Consider the following 19,627-nt stretch of genomic DNA (forward strand, 5'->3'; position numbering starts at 1 on the left):
ACGGCGGCGTGGCACCTTCCCGTCCCCCACCCACGCACCACAACCCTGGAGTTCACGCATGCCCCTCCCGCACCTGGACGCCGCAGGCCATCCGAGGCCGCAGCTGATCCGCGATCCCGACTGGCGCGACCTCGGCGGTCCCTGGCGGTTCGTCCACGATGACGAGGACCGCGGTCGCGCCGACCGCTGGATGGAGCCGGCGAACTCCGCACCGTTCACCGGCACCGTCACCGTGCCCTACCCGCCCGAGTCCGCGGCCTCGGGCGTGGCGGACACCGCTTTCCACCCCGTGATCTGGTACCGGCGCACGATCGACGTGCCCCGGCCGGCCGCCGGGCGGCGGCTCCTGCTGCACTTCGGTGCGGTCGACCACCGGGCCGAGGTCTGGCTGGGCGGCCGCCTGGTGGGACGGCACGAGGGCGGGCACACCGGCTTCACCTGCGATCTGACCGACGCCATCGACCGGGACGGCGAGCAGACCGTCGTCGTCCGGGCCGAGGACCAGCCGCTCGACGCCGCACAGCCCCGCGGCAAGCAGGACTGGCGCCGGGATCCGCATGTCATCTGGTACCACCGCACCTCCGGGATCTGGCAGCCGGTGTGGCTGGAAGAGGTCCCGACCGAGCACATCGCGCTCCTGCACTGGACCCCCGAGGTCGCCCACGCCCGCGTCCGCTGCCGACTGCGGCTCAGCCACTGGCCGCAGCGCCCGCTCACGGTGACGGTCCGCCTCACGCGGGGTGAGCGGCTGCTCGCCGAGCAGCGAACGCTGATCGAGGGCCAGGAGACGGAGTTCGACGTCGCGGTGCCCGCCCTGCGCCACGGGCAGGACCTCGACGCACTGCTCTGGAGTCCGGAGCGTCCGCAACTCGTCGACGCCGAGGTGGAGTTGCGCAGCGCGGCCGAGGACACCCCGGTCGACCGTGTGACGTCCTACCTCGGCCTGCGCGACATCGGCTGGGACGACGGCGTCTTCCTCCTCAACCACAAGCCGTACTTCCTCCGGTTCGCGCTCCAGCAGGGCTACTGGCCCGCAACGCATCTGTCGGCCTCGGCCGAGGAACTGCGCCGCGACATCGAACTGGCGAAGGAGATCGGCCTCAACGGGCTGCGTGTCCACCAGAAGGTCGAGGACCCGCGCTTCCTGTACTGGGCCGACCGGCTCGGGCTGCTGCTGTGGGAGGAGATGCCGTCGGCGTACACCTTCGGCTCACAGACCGTCGAGCGCGTGGTCGCCGAGTGGACCGAAGCCATCTCCCGCGACCTCAGCCACCCTTCGATCGTCGCCTGGGTCCCGATCAACGAGTCCTGGTCCGTACCGAACCCGGCGCTCGTCCCCGCGCAGCGCCACTTCATGGACGCCCTGTACCACCTGACCAAGGCCCTGGACCCGTCCCGCCCCGCCGTCTCCAACGACGGCTGGGAGATCTCCGCCGCCGATATCTGGGGCATCCACGACTACACCCAGCACGGGGACGTACTGCGCGCGCGCTACGGCCACGCCTCGCTGCGGCAGGGGCAGCTCGCTGAGCAGTGGCCCGGCGCCAAACGGCTGACCCTGGACGGCGTGCGCCACCAAGGGCAGCCCGTCGTCCTCAGCGAGTTCGGCGGCGCGACCTTCGAGCCGGCCGAGGGCGCCGCGTGGTTCGGCTACGACACCGTGGCCACGAAGGAGGACTTCGCGGAACGCCTCGCCGACCTGGTGACCGCCGCGGTGGACTCCGGGCTCGCAGGCTACTGCTACACCCAGTTCACCGACACGGAACAAGAGACCAACGGCCTGCTCACACCGGACCGCCGCCCGAAGATTCCGCTGGCCGAGCTGCGCGAGATTCTCACCCGAACCCGCACGTAGCACCTCTCGCCATCTGAGGTCTTGGGGCAATTCCCTTCGTTCTTCCGCAGAGGAGAAACCACAATGGCGCGATCCGAGGACGAGTACAGTCGTCGCCGAGTGCTCCAGGCATCCGCTCTCGCCTTCGCCACCGTACTGAGCCCGTGGAGCACGGCGGCCGGCTTCGCCGCATCGGCAGGCACCCCCGATGAGACCGGCTACCATCACCGGCTGCGCTACCGCCCCACCGCCGATCCCCGGGGGCTCGCCGAGTGCCGAAAGGCCCTGGCCGGTCTGGCGCGTCAGGGCCAGGGCCCGGTCATGGGCAGCGCCGAGTCGGAACTGCGGCGAGCCGCCCGTGGCCTTACCGGCAGCGCACCGGCCGGGGTCTTCCACCTCATCCGTCCGCTCCAACTCGACTGGCCACTGCCCAAACTGTCCGTCGTGCAGAAACCGCGCACCGCACCACGGTGCTGGTACGCGACACCGGCACCAAGGACCGCGAGGTCACCGCCCGGCTCGTCACCCCGACGGCTGGTCCGACACCGAGCGGACCGTGACGGTCAGCGCCGGAGCCGAGCGAGAGCTGACCGTCACCGCGACCCCGGTGCCCACTCCGGGATTCGCCACCGTCGAGATCCGTCTCACCGGCGGCGACGAGGAGATCGAGCGCGGCCGGTCGGTGCCGGTCGGCAAGCACACGGTGTGGGTGCTGACCGGCGACTCCCTCACCGATTCGGGTGTCACCACGGTCTCCGGGGACGGCACGGTCCTCGGACGCTCCGGCGACGACAGCCTGCCGGGCCGGGCCTTGGCCTGGTTCTCCCTCGCCCTCGACGGTGGAGCCCATGGGCGCGCCGCCGAACCGGAGATCACCGGCTCGAAGCTGAACGGCCTCTGGCGCACCGCGGCCCTCGTCGTCTGAGCCACCTCCGCGCCGTACACCCGTCTGTTCTTCCGGGCGCGGCCCGCGACCCGGCATATGCGGTACCCACAAAGGAGAGCTTCCGGCATGGCATCGAAGTCAGCACGATTCCCGGCGGTCCGGGGCAGACCCGGCGCCGCCCTCCTCGCCCTGCTCATGGTCCTCGGCCTCGTCAGTGCGCATCCCGGGCCGGCCGCGGCGGATCCCGCCGATCCGCCCGGGACGTACCAGAACCCCGTGATGGACAACGTCGCGGACGCCTTCTCCGACCCGTCGATCATCCGCGGTAAGGACGGCTACTGGTACGCCTATGCGACCCAGACCAGCATGCGCCGCGACAACCAGGGAGGCCCCTGGGAGTCACAGCACTTCATGCCGATCACACGCTCGGCCGACCTCGTCAACTGGACCTACGTCGGTGACGTCTTCGGGCCCGACAACCACCCGGAGTGGCGCGACTTCGCGAGCACCTACTACTGGGCACCCGACATCCGCTACATCAACGGCACGTACTACCTCTACTACTCGGTCGCCGGCGGCGACAAGAACACCATCGCGCTGGCGATGTCGGACCATCCGGCCGGCCCGTGGAAGGACATCGGTCACCCCCTGCTGCCGTACGGGACGACGGTCAATCAGATCGATCCGTCCGTGTTCGTCGACTCCGACGGCCAGAAGTACCTCTACTACGGCTCGTTCCGCGACGGCGGAATCCAGGCGGTGCGTCTGAACGAGGAGGGCACCGCGCCGGTCGGCGATCCGGTGCAGGTGGTCGGCGCCCGGCGCGGCGAGGCCGCGTACGCGGTGAAGCGCGACGGCTGGTACTACCTGTTCTACTCCGGCCTGGGCTGCTGTGCCCGGGACAAGGGCGCCTACCCGGTGTTCGTCGGGCGGGCCAAGAACCCCATGGGCCCGTTCAAGGACGCCGAGGGCGTCGGCCTGGCCGACCTGCACCCGGGCGGCACGATCGTCAACGCACCGAACGGCAACAAGTGGGTCGCGACCGGCCATTCGGCGAACGTGGTCGACAAATCGGGCCAGCAGTGGATCCTCACCAATGGTTTCGACCGCCACGAGAGCGATCCCACCTGGGGTGGACGCCCGACCTTGATGGACCGGCTCGACTGGATCGACGGCTGGCCGACGGTCCGCGCGGGAGCCTGGTCCAGCGAGGAGCGGCAGACCGCGCCGACGGGCGCATGGGACGCGGGCAGCACCTTCGAGGACGGCCTCGCCCACTTCGACATCCCCGGACACGGCTCCTGGACCACAGGTTCGGATCCCGACTCGGGACGCTATGCCCGCAGCCGGTCCCGGGCCGCGGTCCCGCAGCTGCTGCTGCCGCGTCGAGCCCCGGGCGGCGATGTGAGGATCGAGGCCGACGTCCGGCTGCGCGACGACGGAGGCCGGGTCGGCCTGGTCCTGGCGTCCGCGGGCCCGTCCGACCACGCCGTGGCCTGGCTGGATTCCACCGGCACACTCTCCGTCGAGGTCGCCCGGGACCGGAAGGTGGTGCGGAAGCTGACCGCTCGTCTGCACACGGACGCCGATCCGCGGACCTGGCACTCGCTCACGGCCGAGATCCGCGACGGGGCGGCGCGTGTACAGGTCAGCTCGGCCATGCTCGACATGCCGCTGGCCGAACTGACGGTGGACGTGCCCGAGGACTGGCGCCGCGGCGGTGCCGCCTCGACCCGCGGCGCCGGCGAGGTGGACAACGTCGGCGTGACCCGGCTCTACCCACCGGTGACCGTCAAAAAGCCGGATCCCCGCATCGGAGCCCGGCTGCCGGAGTACGACGAGGGCTTCGACGACAACCAGCTGGACGGCTGGACGTGGTTCGGCCCCGCCGACGGGAAGGTCACCGAGGGCCAGTACGTGTGGCCGACGCAGGATGCCGACTTCTCCGGCAGGGGCACCATGGCATCGGCGCTGCTTCGTGACGCGCCGACCGGCACCTACACGGTCGAGACCAAGCTGCACTTCCCGATCACCGACGCCCCGGACGGGCGCAGCCAGGCCGGGATGATCGCGTTCCAGAGCCCGGAGGACTCGATCCATCTGGCCCCGACACGGACCGGCCCGTCACGGCAGGCTTTCCTGTGGATCGGCCGAGACCGGGACAGCTGGCCGGAGATGCAGCTGGGCCCGTCGGCCGACACCATGTGGCTGCGGCTGCGCCACACCGTCGATCCGAAGACCGGCGAACACACATTCCAGCCGGCCACGAGCCGAGACGGGAAACACTACATCTGGGGTGGGGTCTGGCACCTGCCCGCCGGCTCCGACCCGCGCATCGGCCTCGTCTCCCTGGCCGGTAAGGGCGTGACCGCCCGCTTCGACTACGTGCGCTTCTACTCCTGACGCCGATCAAGACTCGGCGCGTCAAGGTTCTGGGCGTCACCGCCCACCCGACCGGCGCATGGGTCGTGTCCGAGCGGCCCGACTCCTGCTGGCTCCGGCCGGACTCGTCTGGTCACGGCCCTCAGCGAAGTGCCCGCGGGTTACGGGTCACGCAGAGCGCGTGAGCTGCTCCGGGCGGACCGGGTCCGCGTACGGCAGTCCGCTCACGTAGCGCTCCAGTTCGTCCAGCGCGGCGTGCGCCATGCGGCCGAGTTCGTTGCCGAGGGAGCCTGCGATGTGCGGGGTGAGCAGGACGTTCGGGAGGTCGTACAAGGGCGAGTCGGGCGGGAGGATCTCGGGATCGGTTACGTCCAGGACCGCGTTCAGCCGTCCGGAGACCAGTTCCTCCGTCAGTGCCGCCGAGTCGACGAGGGAGCCGCGGGCGGTGTTGACCACAGTCGTGCCGTCCCGCAGGAGGGCGAGTCGGCGCCGGTCGAAGAGATGGTAGGTCTCCGGGAGTTCGGGCGCGTGGATCGTCACGGTGTCGCTGCGCGCGGCGAGCAGCGGGGGACAGCATGGGCAGGGCCACCGAACGCAGCGCGCGGAACTCGCCGGCGCCGTCCATGCGGGCGGCCTCCAGGGTCTCGTGCGGTACGTACGCCTCGGTGAACACCCTGGCCAGGTACACGCCGAAGGGGTTGACCAGGCTCGGTATCAGCACTGCCCAGTAGGTGTTGACGAGGCCGGCCTCGGAGGCGAGCAGGTACATCGGCAGGGAGATGACGGTGGGCGGCACCAGGATGCCGAGCAGGACCAGTCCGTACACCTTCTCGCGGCCGGGGAAAGAGTAGGCCGCGAAGGCGAACCCGGCCAGCAGGGAGATCAGGGTGGAGGCGAGGGCGCCGATCACCGAGTACAGCAGGCTGTTGGCGAGCCAGCGGCCGAAGACGCCGTCGTGGTAGGCGAAGAGGTCGGCGATGTTCGCGAACAGGTTGAAGTCGCCGAGCCGGAAACCGGGGTTGCCGAACAGGTCGCCGTTGTCCTTGGTGGCGTTGACCAGAAGCCAGCAGAGCGGCATCAGGGTGTACACGGCGACGATCGCCCGCCCACGGTGTTGACCACGGCCCGGGACGACCAGGACGACCTGCGTACGGGCCGGGGGCGGGGGGGCCGCACCCGGAGAGGGCGCCGGGCCGGGCGGCGTCGCGGTGAGTGTGTCGACGGCCATGGTCACGCCTTCTTCCAGCGGTTGCCGAACGTGGTGATGACGAAGGAGAGCGCGGCGCCGAGGACGGCGAGCAGCAGCGAGGCCGCGGCGGCCAGGCCGTAGTCGTGCTTGGTGAAGGCGGCCTGGTAGATGAACATGACCGGGCTCCACTCGGTGGAGACGGCGGACGACCGGCTGCGCAGCACTTCGGGTTCGTTGAACAGTTGTATCGCCCCGACGGCGGTGAACAGTGTGGTCAGGACGACCGAAGAACGGATCATCGGCAGCTTCACCGACCAGGCGGTGCGCAGCTCGCCCGCTCCGTCGACCACGGCGGCCTCAAGAGTCTCGCGGGGTACGGCCTGGAGCGCCGCGTAGAAGATCACCATGTTGTAGCCGATCCACTGCCATGTGGCGGCGTTGGCCATGGAGAACACGACCGCGTCGGAACCGAGCGGGTCCCAGTCCGCGCCGAAGACGGACAGGAAGTCGAGTACGGGGCTGAATCCCGGCATGTAGAGGAAGCTCCACACGAGCGCGGCGATCAGTCCCGGCACCGCGTGCGGAAGGAAGTGGGCCAGTTGGAAGAACCGCTTGGCGCGGGCCAGCGTCGAGTCCACCAGCAGAGCCAGGGCCAAAGCGCCGCCCACCTCGAAACACGAGGTGGGCGTCTCCGCGGTCGAACTCCTCGCCGGTCGCGTGACCGCCCCGGACCGCCCCCGACGCCAGCTGTCCATCCTCCCCGAACTCCGCGTCCGCGCGTCCAGCGGAGCACGGTGACGGATCGCCTTCTCTCTTCGGTACCGCGCCGCTCGCGCCGTGGGCGGCTTACCGCGGCCTTCTTGTACGTCCTCCTGTTCGCTCAACTGCCGGGTGTGTGGCCGGTGAACCTGCGACCGGTCGGCGGCGTGTCCGGCTTGCGTGGGGCACTACCGGTGTGCCGGTGCCACCCGTGTCGTCGCGGTGACGTCCGGCAGGGTCCGTTCACCGGTGAGTACGGGCAGCCCGTCCTGGTCGCCCTTGAGTTCGTAGCGGAAGAACGCGGTCGCGTAGGCGATGAGTGCGTCCTGCTGCCGGGAGGGGGGAAGTTCCTGGGCCGGGCAGGTGCTGTCGTCCTCGCCGAACAGGTACGGCGGCGTCCATGTCGTGTTGTAGTAGTTGTGGTTCGCGCCCTTCAGCGAAATCGAGTAGTCGTCTATGGTGTTCAGCCCGCTGACGTCGTCCAGGTACTCCTGGCCCGCCTCCTGGACCGCGCCGTCACAAGAGCTGGTGACCACCGCGAACGGCAGCTTGGTGATGAGTGTGTCGCTGTGATCGCCCTCCGGGACGTCGAACTTGACCGGAGCCAGCCCCAGGACCGCACGGACGCGCACACCGGCCGGCCATTCGCCCCGGTGCTTGTCCGATGCCTGCCACATCACGCCCTTACCGCCACGTGAGTGTCCCAGGGTGCCGACGCGGTTCATGTCGACATGGCCGGTGAGGTCCCGTGCGACCGGCCGCCCGGACGTATCGACGAGATGCCCTGCCAGCGGTCCGCCCCTGCCCGCGGCCAACTGCTGCCACAGCCGCAGGTGTTCGTTGACGAGCCGGGCACGGTCGCCGTAGTCGAAGGACGTCCGGTTGATGCCGTTCACGCTGATCGACACCACGACGAAACCGCGGGCGGCCAGCGCGGCGCCCAGATAGTCGTAGCCGCGGTAACTCGGGAACGGGCTCGATCCCTCCTCGCAGGGCCACTCGACGGTGTCCTTGGAATCACAGGCCCACCACGAGCCGTGTGACATGACGATCAGGGGCAGCCGGCCGGTCGGGCGCCGCGGATAGTGCACCTGCGCACGTACTTCGCTGACCGTGCCGGACTGGGAATCGGTGAACGCCGTGTCACCCAGGTCGTACTCGGCGACCGCGACCGAGCCGACTCTGTCCTGTGCCGTGGCGGGCACGTGCGCACCTCCTGCCAGCAGGGCGGAGACGAGCAGCAGCGTGGCCGCCGGACGGACCGTGGTTCTCATGCGTGATCTCCCGTCCCGCCCCAGGTGTTGCGCGCCCCGGCCGTTCCACCGCCGTGCTCCGCTGCCGGGTCGAGTGACCCGAGGGACCCCGGGAAGAGGTACTTCTTCTCCGGGACGGTGGTCCCGTGCGCCCACGCGCCGAAGAAGCCGGTGAGGTCCTTGCCGGAGACATTGCCCATGAGCGCCTCGAACTGCGGCCAGGACGCGTTGCCGTAGCGGTGGTCGCGCTGCCAGCGCTTGAGGGTGCCGAAGAACGCCGTGTCGCCGACCGTGCGGCGCAGGGCGTGCAGCATCATGGACCCCTTGAAGTACAGGGCGCCGGCCAGTTCGCGGCCCTTGCCGGGGTCGTAGAGCCGAGTCGTCCAGAAGTCCGGGTCCGCCGTGCTCTCCTCCACCATGGAGCGGTAGAAGCCGTTGTCCAGGTCGGCTCCGTGCTTCTCCTCGTCCCATAGCTGGCCGGCGTACTGGGCGAAGCACTCGGCCAGGCAGCCGTCGCGCCAGTCGGAGAGGGAGACGCTGTTGCCGAACCACTGGTGGGCGTTCTCGTGGACCATGGAGACGTCGGAGAACCCCCCTTGGTACGTCGGGCGGCTCTGTGTCTCCAGGGCGTTTGGGCCGTCGTCGTCGTTGCCGTCTATGACGATCGCCCCGGCCGAGGAGAACGGGTACGGGCCGAACTTCGAGGCCAGGAAGTCGATGATCTCCGGCAGTTGTGCCTCCTCTTCGGGGTGGACGCCGGCCCCGGGGCTGTAGGCGTGGATGACGGGGGTGCCGTCGGAGAGCTCCGATGTACGCACCGTGAACTTGTCGATGCCGATGGTGCTGAGGAACGTGGCCATCGGCCGGTCCTCGTACCAACGGAACGTGCTCGTGCCCCGGCCGGTGCTGGTGACGCCCGGCCGCCCGTTGCCGACCACCTGCCAGCCGGTGGGGACCGTGGCCGTGAGCCGGAAGGTCGCCTTGTCCGAAGGGTGGTCGTTGGCCGGGTACCAGGCCGTGGCGGAGTGCGGCTCGCCTGTCGCGCTCGCGCCGCCGTTGGCGAGGGTGTGCCAGCCCTCGCCGACCGGTTTGCCGGAGTAGCGGACGCGTACGGAGAAGCGCGTGTCCTTCGCGAGCGGCCGGGCGGGGGTGACGACGAGTTCGTGCGCGCCCTCGCGGGAGACGGCGCTTGCGGGCGTCCCGTCCACGGTGACGGAGGTGACCTGGAAGCCTTCCAGGTCGAGGTGGAAGTGGTCCAGGTCCTGTGTCGCGACGGCCTGTACGGTGGTGTCGCCCTCCAGATGGCGGGGGCGGGCCGGGTCGTAGTTCACGCGGACGTCGTACTCGGAGACGTCGTAGCCGGAGTTGCCGTCGTCGGGGAAGTACGGGTCACCGACGCCGGAGCCGTAGGGGGCGGCGGAGGCCGGCAGAGCGGTGAGCGCGATGCCGGCGGCCAGGGCCGTGACCAGGGTGGTGGTGCGGTGGCGGTGTTTCCAGCGGGCAGGCATGCGTCCGCTCCTTCGGGGGTGTTCGGGGATGTCCGGGGGTGTCGAGAGGCCGGGACCGGGTCAGCGGCGCGCGGCGAGCTGCCAGACCGTGCTGATGAACGCGTTGGTGCTGGTGGTCTCGGTCACCGGGTCCACGTTCTCGACCCGGTCACACGCCTCGTGGATGCAGTCGTCGATCCCCGTGGCGAAGCCACCCACCGGGATACCTGCTTCGCCGAACGACACATGGTCGCTGCCGCCGATGCCGATCTCGAACGTGGGCAGGTTCCGGGCGGCGAAGTACCCCTCGAACGCCTCGGCCGCCGCGGGGTCGTCGTGGACGACGAGCCACGGCCGGTTGTTGCCCTTGGTGCCGGCCATGTCGACGTTCAGGTAGACGTCGATCCGGTCGCGCTCGGCGGCGGACAAGTCCCGCACATAGGCACGGGATCCTAATAGTCCGCCTTCTTCGGCGCCCCACCAGGCGAAACGCAGATGGCGGTTGGGCTTGAGACTGGCCTCGGACACCTCCAGGGCGGTGGCGAGCAGGGCTGCGGAGCCGGAGCCGTTGTCGTTGATGCCGGGTCCGGTCTCCACGCTGTCGAGGTGCGCCCCGGCGAACAGGATGTGCTCGGGGTCGCCGCCGGGCCAGTCAGCGATGAGGTTGTAGCCGGTGGCGCCGTCGTGTGTGAATCTGCGCAGGGTGGTGCGGAAACCGGCCTTGTCCAGCGCGGCTTGTACATAGGCGACCGAGTAGCGGTAGCCCTGGGTGCCGTGGGCGCGGTTGCCGCCGTTGCGGTCCGCGATCCGCTGCAGTGCGTCCAGATGCGGCATGACCTGGTCCGCGGTGACGACGGGCGGGGTGGGGCCGGTGCGGGGTTCGGCCATGGAGGTGGAGGCACCGGCCACGAGGGCCACACACAGGCCGAGGACCGCGGTCGCGCGGCGCAGGCCGGAGGACGTGCGGGGCCGGGGCGTGCGACGACCGGCTGAGTGGAGACCTGACGTGTTGATCGAGTGCATGAGTGCGGTTCTCTCCGGAAGGAGTTGACGGCGGGTGTGCCCGGATGACCGGGCACGGGAGATCACGAACAGGGCGCTTGCGGTGCACTGGATTCCAGAGGGAGAGACGGTTTTGCGGCGAACCGAGTTGTAAAGAAACGGCAAAGCGTGAGGGTGGTCTCCGGCCGCGCAGGAGAGCGGCGCCGCTGCCCCGATCCGCTGCCGGATCCTCCTCGCCCTGCGCGAGGCCCCGGCCCATCCCGCCGACCTCGCCGACGATCGCCTCGGCCACGCGCTGGACGACCTGCGTGTCGTCATCGAGGTCTCCTCCGCCGCTGCGGTCGGCTGGCAGTTCTCCGCCCGCACCACGCGGTCCGCGAAGCGCGGGAGAGGACCACCCTGCGGATCATCGCGGTGTCCTTCTTCGCGCTCGCCGCGTACGTCGCCTTCGACGCGGTCCGCGCCCTGGTCTGCGCCGGCGAGGCCGACCGCTCGATCCCCGGCATTGTCATCGCCGCCATCGCCGTCAAGGAAGGCCGCGACGCCTGGCTGAGCAACGGCTGCTGCGCGACACCCGCCGCCGCGGAGGTCCCTTCGGCCGGCACCGGGACAGACGTGTGCGGCTGCCGCCCCGGCTGCGACTGCTGCGGCTGAGCCGACATCCGCACACGCACAGGACCCCGGCCATCCCGTGACCGGAGTCCCGTGCCATCCGCAGCCGCACGTCCGCCCCGGCGTCCGCGTCGTGGCGGACACCGGAGGGGGCGGCCGCTCGGCCGGGGATCGGTGAGTAGTTGAGGCGCGAGCCATCGGAAGAGCCGCCAGGTGAACTGATAGAGCAGACGTGCCGCCACGACCCGGCATGATGCCGCAGCACCCACCGGCCTCCTGCGCTCTGGCACATCCGAAACCGCAGATCACCTCGGGTGACACAGTTCCGGGCGGCGACGTCATGCCACTACCCACCGGGCCGCCGTGCGCACCGGATTCCCGGGGAGCCATCGTGGTCGTGGACCACCTAGATGAGTGAGTCCGATGTTCTCAGTCGAGGGGCGGCCTGCCGAAGGCCACCCCTGACCACTCCGCAGCCCGGACTAGTGTTCCAGTCAGAAATCGTTGCCTGAGCTGGTTCTTCTTCGGTAGTGGCAGCGGCGTGCGACGGCCTGGTGCTGTCTGCGTCAGAGGGACAGTTCAGGGCGTGGGCGACTGGTCTTGGGCAGCGATGTCGTAGAGATCCACGAGCGGCATCTTTTCTGCTGGAGGCGACCTGGCAGGGGCCCGGCCGTACCCCGGTTCCGCCGCGGGCGAAAATGCCCGGAGGGAAATCCCGGTGACGGCGGCCCGCCCCCTTCCTAGGATCGGAGCTGTGCTCTCCCCTCCGCCGTTCATCGACAACGAGGCGATCGCATGCGCGGTCGCTGCCCACTGGCTGCCTGAGGCCGCCGGAGCCGACTACCTCCCCTGGGGGTTCGGCGCGCACCACTGGCGGGTGACCGGTGGCGGCACCACCCTGTTCGTGACCTTGGACCAGGTGGAACCGCGGCACACCGCGGCGTCGCTGGAGGCCGCCTACGCGGGGGCTGCCGCACTGGCCGCCACCGGCATGGACACAGTGTGCGCACCGCTGCCCGCCCGGTCCGGGCGGTTCACCGTCGACGTCGGGGTCGGTGTGCTCAGCGTGACGCCGTGGCTGGAGGGCCGCTCCCCGACCGAGGCGGAGGCCCGCGAACCGCGGCACGTCGGTCAGATCATCGACGCGCTGGCCGCGTTGCACCACGCCGCGCCACCGGACGGGCTGCGGTACTGGGCACCACGGGTCGGCCCGGCCTTCGCCGATGAGTTGCGGGGGCGCACCGCCCGGCCCTGGAGGTCCGGCCCACTCGCGGAGGAGGCCCGGACCACGATCGTCGCCTGCCGCGGTGCGATCGAGGACTGGACAGGCCGGTACCACGAACTGGCGGACATCGCGCTCACCCGCCGCGACTCGTGGGTGCCGACTCATGGCGAGCCGCACCACGACAACCAGGTCGTCGGTGTCCACGGGTTCAAGCTGGTCGACTGGGAGTCACTGGCCCTCGCGCCACGCGAGCGGGACTACGCGGACCTGCTCGAGGCCGGTGTGGCCGATCGCCTGGACCCCGACCCGGCGATGGTCGAGTTGTTCTCGCTCGACTGGCGGCTTTCCGAGATCGACGAGTACGCCCGTTGGTTCGCAGCACCGCACACCGGCACCGAGGACGACCACACCGCCTTGGAAGGCCTGCGCGAGGAACTGTCAGCCGCTGAGGCCTGAGGGAACTCTGCTCGCCTGTCAGACGGAGGTTTGCGATGACAAGGGGAGGGATGCTGTGGGGAAGCGGAATGGTGGGCGCAAGGGCGCCCGTCGGTCGGGGATCCGGCGCGTCGGGAGGCGGAGCGCCTGTACTCGGGGAACGTGCTGGGTGAGCGCATGTACGCTGCCGCAGTTGGGCGGGCCGGGGTGCGGCCGTGTGCCGTCATTCCCGTGCGCGTTCCGGTGCTGCCGGACGGCATCGAGATCCGGGACGCGACAGAAGCTGACGCGGCGCCGTTGGAGCCTGTGATACGGATGGCCGACCGGACAACCCCGACGGTTCCTGGCGCGTGCACCGCATGGCCCTCCTCAGACGGCATACCGACCTGAAGAACGAGTTCTGCGAGCGAGTGCGCACCGAGACCCGACAGGTCCCGGAGCCCGAAAAACGTCTGCGGGAAACCGTCACCAAGCTCAAGGAGACCGTCGCCCGACAGAAAGCCGAGATCGAAGAACTCGGCCGGCTGGTAGCCAGACTCACCCTCGCCGGCGTCGTGCTCATTCACGACGACGATCAGCAGGCACAGCGGCCACCTGCCGCCGACAACGTGGTACCGCAGCGCCGACCACCAACGTGACGGCTGCCGCCGCCGGCCAGCCGACGACGCGCCTCAAGCGAGGCTTCCGACCCGACCTCCGCGGTCGCCGAACACTGCTTCGCCCTGCGCGAGTGAACCGGCAAACCCGCTCAGCGAACACGTTCGTTACGATCGGGTTATGACTGTAGGAAGAGAGCCGATCAGCCGCCGGGACCGTCCGGCGAAGCCCGCCCTGTCCCGGCGCTGGATTGTGGACACCGCCGTGCGGATCATGCGGGCGGAGGGCCTGGGGAAGGTCACGATGCGTCGCCTGGCGCAGGAGCTGGACACCGGCCCGGCGTCGCTGTACGTCTACGTCGCCAACACCGCCGAGTTGCACGCGGCCGTTCTGGATTCCCTGCTCGGCGAGGTCGACCTGACCGGGCGGGACGGCGGTGGGGACTGGCGCGAGCAGCTCCGTGCCGTCATGACGTCGTACACCCAGGTCCTGTTCGAGCACCCACAGCTCGCGCGGGCCGCACTCGTCGCCCGCCCGAGCGGCGAGAACTACCTGCGCCTGGTGGAGCGCATCCTTGATCTCCTCTCGCAAAGCGGCGCCGGCCCCGAGCAGGTCGCCTGGGGGGTGGACAAACTGCTCCAGGATGCGACAGCCACCGCTGCCGAGCACTCCGCCCATGAGCACGACCCCGCCTCCGAGGACGACTGGAACGCCACCGTGCGTGCCCTGCACGCCGTGGACCCCGCCACGCATCCGGCGATCACCGCGCACATGCCCGCCCTGATCGGCGGCTCGGTGCCGGACAGGATCCGCTGGAGTTTCGACGTCCTCGTCAACGGCATCACGCACACACCCGTCCCGGGCGCAGGGGACTGAGCCCGCGGCAGGGGTCCGCCTGACGGCGGACGCCGCCAGGAGACACGGAAGTCCTCCTCCCCGCCTGCCGCTACCCGGCATTGAACTTGTTCGTAGCGAACATGTTCGTTACGGTGGCGGTGGTGGCCGAGGCACCCCTCTCCGCCCCGCCGTGCACGCCGCCCCAGCAAGGAGCCTTGCGGCGTTGGCGGCGATGACTCGGCGCACCGAGGTATTCCCCTACTGCTTCCGGAGGCCCCTTGAGCACCAGCCATTTCCCGATAGCGATCATCGGCGCGGGGCTGGGCGGCCTGACCGCCGCCCGCGTCCTGCACGTCAACGGCATCGAGTCGGTGATCTTCGAGTTGGAGGCGTCGGCGGCGGCCCGTACGCAGGGCGGGATGCTCGACATCCACGAAACCAACGGGCAGAAGGCCCTGCACGCCGCCGGCCTCCACGACGACTTCCTCAAGATCGTCCACGAGGGTGGTCAGGCCATGCGCCTGCTCGGCCCCGACGGCACGGTCCACGTGGCCGAGGAGGACGACGGCACCGGCGGCCGGCCGGAGGTGGACCGCGGCGACCTGCGTGACCTGCTGCTGGGCTCCCTGCCCGACAGCACGATCCATTGGGGCCGGAAAGTCACCGGGGCCCGGGCGCTGGGCGACGGGCGTCACGAGGTGACGTTCGCCGACGGCTCGGCCATCACCACCGATCTCCTGATCGGCGCGGACGGCGCCTGGTCCCGGATCAGGCCGCTGGTCTCAAACGCCTGGCCCGCCTACACCGGCATCTCCTTCGTCGAGACCGACCTGTTCGACGCCGACACCCGCCACCCGCGCAGCGCCGCGGTCATCGGCGGCGGGTTCTTCATCGCTCTGGGGCACGAGCGCGGTGTCCTCGCGCACCAGGAGAGCGACGGCAGTCTCCACGTCTACACCGCGCTCAAGGCCGACGAAGGCTGGCTGGACACGGTCGACTTCACCGACCGGGCCACCGCCAAGGCCGCGGTCCTCGCCCACTTCGAGGGCTGGGACGAGGCCCTGCGCGGCCTGGTCGCCGACGCGGACACGATCACCCCGCGCCGTATCCACGCCTTGCCCGTCGGGCACCGCTGGGACCCCGTCCCGGGCGTGACGCTGCTCGGTGACGCCGCCCACCTGATGTCCCCCTTCGCCGGGGAGGGCGCCAACCTCGCCATGCTCGACGGCGCCGAACTCGCCCTGGCCATCGCCGCTCACCCCGGAGATACCGAAGCCGCCCTGGCCGCGTACGAGGAGGCCCTCTTCCCGCGCAGCGAGGAGTCCGCCGCCGAGTCCGCCGCCAACCTGGACACGATGTTCGGCGAGCGGGGTCTGGAGCAGATGGTCGCCTTCTTCACGTCCGGCCCGGCAGCCCAGTGAGGCCCGCCCCGACGGCCACCGCTCCCTCAGCCACCGGACCTCTCAGCCACCGACCCCCCGCATCCAGGAGCACCTCATGACCGCACCCCTGCAGCGCACCGTCCCGCTACGGCCCGGCCTCGACCTCGATCTGCGCGAGGCCGGCTCCAGCGGCAGCCCGGTCCTCGTCCTGCACGGCGGCCCCGGCCCCTCCAGCATCACACCCCTGATCGACCACCTTGCACCGGATCACAGGGTGGTCGCGCCGACCCATCCGGGCTGGGAGGGCACCGTACGGCCCGACGTCCTGGACTGCGTGCCCGCACTCGCCGCTGCCTATCTCGACCTGCTCGGCCACCTCGGGTGGAACGACGTGACGGTGATCGGCACGTCCTTCGGCGGCTGGGTCGCCACCCAGACCGTCCTGGACGACCGTGAGGGCCGGATCTCCCGGCTCGTCCTCATGGACGCCATCGGCCCCGTCATACCCGGCCAGCAGATCACCGTGCCCGCCGGGCCACCGGCTCCGGCGGCCGGAGGACCGGCGCCGCAGGGCGGACCGTCCGCGCAGTCGATGGCCGCCATGCGCGCCTACGCCGGGCCGGCCATGGCAGACTCCGGCTTGCTGCCCCGCCTTTCCACCGTCACCTGCCCGGTCCTGGTGATCTGGGGCACCGACGACACAGTCGTCAGCCCCGGCTTCGGCCGCGCCTACGCCGCGGCGTTCCCCCACGCGCGATTCGAGCTCATCCCCGGCGCAGGACACCTGCCCATCCGCGAGAAGCCCGAGACGGTCTTCACCCATCTCGACTCCTTCCTCACCCCCCGAGCTTCGGCCACCAGCCACTGAACCCCTGCCCTCTGACTCCCCGCCCGCGGGCCGACACCGGCACCGCCCCTCGGCAAGCGGGCGCCCATGGGGCTCATCACGCGCGGTCGCAGACCGACCGCCCGGGGGGCGGGGAACCGACCGTCCCCACACCCGGCAGTGGGCCACGACCGTCGCCGCCTACGACGGCTACGTGCTCGTCACCCCCGAGTACAACCACTCCTTCCCCGGCGTCCTGAAGAACGCCCTCGACCGCGTCTACGCCGAGTGGAACAACAAGGCCGTCGGTCTTGTCCCCTACGGCTTCGACGGCGGCGTGCGCGTCGTCGATGCCCTGCGCCCGGCCCTGGGCGCCCTGCAGCTCGCGGACGTCTCCGCGGCGGTATATGTCCCCAGGTCCTCGGCCCGGGAGTGGGGTTAGGTTGGCGAGCGTGGACATGTGGGGGTGGAGCTATCGCTATGTGGGCCCTGGCGACCTGAGGCTTCCCGTCCGAGCGGGAGATGAGGGCCGGAGGATGCGCTCACCTGCGGACTTCGGCGCGTGGGCAGCGCGTCTGACTGCGGAGGAGCTGGGCGAGCCGTTCACCTATGTGGTCGACTCCGGCGGCATCCTGCGGCTGGCTCCGCGCCGCAGCGAGCACGTGGTGTGCGCGGGTGGGGAGCCTGTTCTGGGTGCCGGTGAGGTGAGCTTCCGTGTGGAGTCCGGGCGGTGGGCGGTCGATGAGGTCAGCAACCAGTCGACCGGCTACTGCCCGGAGATCGGCTCGTGGCCTGCCGTCGCGTCGGCCTTGGACCGGGCCGGGATCGTCCGCCCTTCCGGCTTCACGCACGAGGTGGTGTTCCGGCGCTGCCCGTCCTGCCGGGAGATCAACATCGTGCGTGAGGCCGACTTCGTTTGCGTCTTCTGCGACGAGATCTTGCCGCAGGACTGGAATGTGGACGGGGCCGTGCGCTAGGGAGTCGGTGACTTGCCGTTCTTGGCGGCGCGGTTCCTCGGGTGTTGCTGAGGCGGTAGCCGGGGCCGTTCATGATCACCTGGTGGCTGGTGCAGATGAGCCGGTCCAGAAGGGACTCGGCGACGACCGGCTCAGGGAAGAGCGGATACCAGTCGCTCGGCGCCCGGTTGCTGGTGACGACCAGGGGCCGACTCTGCCGCTCGGAGACAAGCTCGTAGAGGTCGTCGGCCTGGGCGGTCAGCTGGGCGCATGGCGAAGTCGTCGAGGATGAGCAGGGTCGGGGCGGACGAGTTCGCTGATGCGCTTCTCTCGGGTGCGGTCCGCGTGACCGTCGGCCAGCTCGGCGAGAGTGCGGCTGGTCTTCGCGAAGCGGACGTTCACGCCATGGCGGACCGCAAGGTGGCCCAGAGCCTGGGCGACATGTGTTTTCCGACCCCGACCGGGCCGCAGAGGATGACGGACTCGCCGGCGTGCAACCAGCGAAGGGCGGCCAGGATCGCCGCTGAAGGCCTGGGCGAGGCGGGCATCGAGGGTCTCCGGCATGCCGGGCAGCCGTAGGGTCTTCAGCGACTCACGCAGCGCGGTGTCCATCACACTCATCGGGCAGCCTCCATGGCATCGTCATTCCCCTGGTCAACGTGGTGGTCGGTGCGGTTCGTCCGTCCACCAGAGGTGGCCGTCGAAGACTTCGCAGCTCTCGTCGTCCTCCGGAAGGAATCCAGAAGAACGTGCACGGTCGGCAGGCGGGGCGTGACGGGGCTCGGGCACCGCTGCCGAGTCCGGAGTGAGGGCGGCGCAGGCGCGGCAGGTGTCGGCAAGGCGCCAGACGCGTCCTTGAAGACCACACGTCAAAAGGAGCAGGAGGGGGCCGTCACAGCCGGGGTGCCGGGGGTGCCATCGACAGCCGTCCTCCCCGCACCAGCAGGTGCGCAGGTGCGGAACCAGGGCAGCTTGGCGCGCATGGCCGGTCAGTTCGCCCTGCTCCACCAGTTCAGACGCCTCGCTGTCCGTTGGGAACGATGCCTTGAACCCCACGACGCCTTCGTCTCGTTGGCCTGCAGACTGATCTGTTGGGGGCGCCTCAAGAAGGCCAACTCATGATCCCGTTGCGAGCTCTTAGGCCACGAACCTGCTGCGCAGGCCGGACATCGCGTTCAAGGCGATGAGCGACGACACCGCCCGCTTCCAGGTCAACCATGCCCAGGCCGAGCGGTCCCGGCAAGCCCGCGACCACTTCGAGGACACCAGCCCGGTCGCACCGGCGGTGAAGAAGATCGACCGGACGGTGGAGTTCCTGGACCTGGTCACCGCCTGCCACTCTTTCGTCGCCGCGGCCGGCCGGACCGTCCCGGGCCTGCGCGACCGCACCCTGAGCGAGGACGAGGCCGTCATCGTGCACCAGAACGTCGCCAAGGTACGGGCGACGCTGGACTGGATCGAGACCGCGGTCGACACCGGCAAGGTCGACATGGATGACGAACTCGCCCGCATGCTGCGGGGCGAGTAGCCATGCCCCGCGCCTCACGGCGCCGGGCGAGGCCGCCCAGCGGCATGCGGACACTCTGCGGTTCGTGTTGTTCGAGGCCAGACCCGCGGGGCTGCTGTTCCCCCAGCTGACCCACGCGAGCGGGCTGTCCCCCAGCCAGGTCAGGTCCGGGCTGGCCGCCCTGCGCGACATCATCGCCGAAAACGGCTGGCCACCGCTGATCTGGACCAGGGCCGACGGCTACCAGCTCGGCGCCGAACGGGCCGCGCTGGAGGCATACGAACGGGCCGTGCCGCCGGTTCATCACCGGCACCGTCGCCCCACACGCCGCCGCCCACTCGCGCGATAAGTGGGTCAAGCACATCATCGCCCAGCTCAACTCCATCGAATCCACCCTCGACTTCGTCGTCTCATCCTGACCACCACGAGGGGGCGCCGTCTCCGGCCGGACGCCCCCT

16 protein-coding genes and 6 pseudogenes are annotated in these 19,627 nt (G+C 70.2%); 14 read left to right on the top strand and 8 right to left on the bottom strand.

What is annotated here, in order from left to right; genetic code table 11:
• Positions 1-58: 58 nt before the first annotated feature.
• From ABFY07_RS02030 to ABFY07_RS02040, 3 genes are all read left to right on the top strand, one after another.
• The gene (locus ABFY07_RS02030; protein ID WP_346172724.1) at positions 59-1,855 is read left to right on the top strand and encodes a glycoside hydrolase family 2 TIM barrel-domain containing protein; all 1,797 of its coding nucleotides are present in this window, start codon (positions 59-61) and stop codon (positions 1,853-1,855) included.
• A gap of 535 nt (positions 1,856-2,390) precedes the next feature.
• A complete protein-coding gene (locus ABFY07_RS02035; RefSeq protein ID WP_346172725.1) occupies positions 2,391-2,759 on the top strand; it encodes a hypothetical protein in 369 nt (122 codons plus the stop codon).
• An 87-nt stretch (positions 2,760-2,846) separates the two neighbouring features.
• On the top strand, positions 2,847-5,123 hold the full coding sequence (locus ABFY07_RS02040; protein WP_346172726.1) for a glycoside hydrolase family 43 protein: 2,277 nt from the start codon (positions 2,847-2,849) through the stop codon (positions 5,121-5,123).
• 147 nt (positions 5,124-5,270) lie between these two features.
• Here the strand turns inward: ABFY07_RS02040 and ABFY07_RS02045 are convergent.
• The 6 genes and pseudogenes from ABFY07_RS02045 to ABFY07_RS02070 all read right to left on the bottom strand — a co-directional run.
• Positions 5,271-5,663: pseudogene (locus ABFY07_RS02045) on the bottom strand (NAD(P)-dependent oxidoreductase); the annotation flags it as partial.
• Between the two features lie 61 nt (positions 5,664-5,724).
• Positions 5,725-6,330, bottom strand: a pseudogene (locus ABFY07_RS02050) (carbohydrate ABC transporter permease); the annotation flags it as partial.
• Between the two features lie 2 nt (positions 6,331-6,332).
• A pseudogene (locus ABFY07_RS02055) lies at positions 6,333-6,959 on the bottom strand (carbohydrate ABC transporter permease); the annotation flags it as partial.
• Positions 6,960-7,238: 279 nt separating this feature from the next.
• Complete coding sequence (locus ABFY07_RS02060) at positions 7,239-8,324, bottom strand: alpha/beta hydrolase family protein (protein WP_346172727.1); 1,086 nt, start codon at positions 8,322-8,324, stop codon at positions 7,239-7,241.
• The gene (locus tag ABFY07_RS02065; RefSeq protein ID WP_346172728.1) at positions 8,321-9,811 is read right to left on the bottom strand and encodes a M1 family metallopeptidase; all 1,491 of its coding nucleotides are present in this window, start codon (positions 9,809-9,811) and stop codon (positions 8,321-8,323) included. Before ABFY07_RS02065 ends, ABFY07_RS02060 begins: the two co-directional genes overlap by 4 nt.
• Positions 9,812-9,871: 60 nt before the next feature.
• The gene (locus ABFY07_RS02070) at positions 9,872-10,813 is read right to left on the bottom strand and encodes a M20/M25/M40 family metallo-hydrolase (RefSeq protein WP_346172729.1); all 942 of its coding nucleotides are present in this window, start codon (positions 10,811-10,813) and stop codon (positions 9,872-9,874) included.
• Between the two features lie 184 nt (positions 10,814-10,997).
• Between ABFY07_RS02070 and ABFY07_RS02075 the strand changes: the two are divergent.
• The 9 genes and pseudogenes from ABFY07_RS02075 to ABFY07_RS02115 all read left to right on the top strand — a co-directional run.
• Positions 10,998-11,111, top strand: a pseudogene (locus ABFY07_RS02075) (transcriptional regulator); the annotation flags it as partial.
• Positions 11,112-11,206: 95 nt separating this feature from the next.
• Positions 11,207-11,446 carry a hypothetical protein gene (locus ABFY07_RS02080; protein ID WP_428836833.1) on the top strand — a complete coding sequence of 80 codons (240 nt, stop codon included), beginning with the start codon at positions 11,207-11,209 and terminating at the stop codon, positions 11,444-11,446.
• Positions 11,447-12,149: 703 nt separating this feature from the next.
• Positions 12,150-13,085 (top strand): phosphotransferase family protein, encoded by a 936-nt coding sequence (locus ABFY07_RS02085; protein ID WP_346172859.1) that lies wholly within the window; start codon positions 12,150-12,152, stop codon positions 13,083-13,085.
• A 338-nt stretch (positions 13,086-13,423) separates the two neighbouring features.
• Positions 13,424-13,702, top strand: a complete 279-nt coding sequence (locus ABFY07_RS02090; RefSeq protein ID WP_428836842.1) for a hypothetical protein — start codon at positions 13,424-13,426, stop codon at positions 13,700-13,702.
• A gap of 139 nt (positions 13,703-13,841) precedes the next feature.
• Entirely contained in the window at positions 13,842-14,537 is a 696-nt protein-coding gene (locus tag ABFY07_RS02095) for a TetR/AcrR family transcriptional regulator (protein WP_346172730.1), read from the top strand.
• A gap of 239 nt (positions 14,538-14,776) precedes the next feature.
• Complete coding sequence (locus tag ABFY07_RS02100; protein WP_346172731.1) at positions 14,777-15,919, top strand: FAD-dependent oxidoreductase; 1,143 nt, start codon at positions 14,777-14,779, stop codon at positions 15,917-15,919.
• A gap of 76 nt (positions 15,920-15,995) precedes the next feature.
• Entirely contained in the window at positions 15,996-16,748 is a 753-nt protein-coding gene (locus ABFY07_RS02105; RefSeq protein WP_346172732.1) for an alpha/beta fold hydrolase, read from the top strand.
• A 4-nt stretch (positions 16,749-16,752) separates the two neighbouring features.
• Complete coding sequence (locus ABFY07_RS43035) at positions 16,753-17,148, top strand: NADPH-dependent FMN reductase (protein ID WP_428836843.1); 396 nt, start codon at positions 16,753-16,755, stop codon at positions 17,146-17,148.
• Positions 17,149-17,164: 16 nt separating this feature from the next.
• Positions 17,165-17,683, top strand: a complete 519-nt coding sequence (locus ABFY07_RS02115) for a hypothetical protein (RefSeq protein WP_346172860.1) — start codon at positions 17,165-17,167, stop codon at positions 17,681-17,683.
• Here the strand turns inward: ABFY07_RS02115 and ABFY07_RS02120 are convergent.
• Both ABFY07_RS02120 and ABFY07_RS02125 read right to left on the bottom strand, forming a co-directional pair.
• Entirely contained in the window at positions 17,595-17,924 is a 330-nt protein-coding gene (locus ABFY07_RS02120) for an ATP-binding protein (protein WP_346172861.1), read from the bottom strand. The two genes, ABFY07_RS02115 and ABFY07_RS02120, sit on opposite strands and share 89 nt — an antisense overlap.
• On the bottom strand, positions 17,921-18,283 hold the full coding sequence (locus ABFY07_RS02125) for an ATP-binding protein (RefSeq protein WP_346172733.1): 363 nt from the start codon (positions 18,281-18,283) through the stop codon (positions 17,921-17,923). Before ABFY07_RS02125 ends, ABFY07_RS02120 begins: the two co-directional genes overlap by 4 nt.
• 520 nt (positions 18,284-18,803) lie before the next feature.
• Here ABFY07_RS02125 and ABFY07_RS02135 point away from each other — a divergent pair.
• Positions 18,804-19,190: pseudogene (locus ABFY07_RS02135) on the top strand (DUF6192 family protein); the annotation flags it as partial.
• 2 nt (positions 19,191-19,192) lie between these two features.
• Positions 19,193-19,588: pseudogene (locus ABFY07_RS02140) on the top strand (RacP protein).
• Positions 19,589-19,627 lie beyond the last annotated feature (39 nt).

The sequence above is a fragment of the Streptomyces sparsogenes subsp. cuspidosporus genome (assembly GCF_039532705.1).
Classification (GTDB): domain Bacteria; phylum Actinomycetota; class Actinomycetes; order Streptomycetales; family Streptomycetaceae; genus Streptomyces; species Streptomyces sparsogenes.

Coding starts and splice junctions, on each gene's coding strand:
- ABFY07_RS02030 (WP_346172724.1), top strand. CDS start 59: ATGCCCCTCCCGCACCTGGACGCCGCAGGCCATCCGAGGCCGCAGCTG.
- ABFY07_RS02040 (WP_346172726.1), top strand. CDS start 2,847: ATGGCATCGAAGTCAGCACGATTCCCGGCGGTCCGGGGCAGACCCGGC.
- ABFY07_RS02060 (WP_346172727.1), bottom strand. CDS start 8,324: ATGAGAACCACGGTCCGTCCGGCGGCCACGCTGCTGCTCGTCTCCGCC.
- ABFY07_RS02065 (WP_346172728.1), bottom strand. CDS start 9,811: ATGCCTGCCCGCTGGAAACACCGCCACCGCACCACCACCCTGGTCACG.
- ABFY07_RS02070 (WP_346172729.1), bottom strand. CDS start 10,813: ATGCACTCGATCAACACGTCAGGTCTCCACTCAGCCGGTCGTCGCACG.
- ABFY07_RS02090 (WP_428836842.1), top strand. CDS start 13,424: ATGGCCCTCCTCAGACGGCATACCGACCTGAAGAACGAGTTCTGCGAG.
- ABFY07_RS02095 (WP_346172730.1), top strand. CDS start 13,842: ATGACTGTAGGAAGAGAGCCGATCAGCCGCCGGGACCGTCCGGCGAAG.
- ABFY07_RS02105 (WP_346172732.1), top strand. CDS start 15,996: ATGACCGCACCCCTGCAGCGCACCGTCCCGCTACGGCCCGGCCTCGAC.
- ABFY07_RS02115 (WP_346172860.1), top strand. CDS start 17,165: ATGTGGGGGTGGAGCTATCGCTATGTGGGCCCTGGCGACCTGAGGCTT.
- ABFY07_RS02125 (WP_346172733.1), bottom strand. CDS start 18,283: ATGAGTGTGATGGACACCGCGCTGCGTGAGTCGCTGAAGACCCTACGG.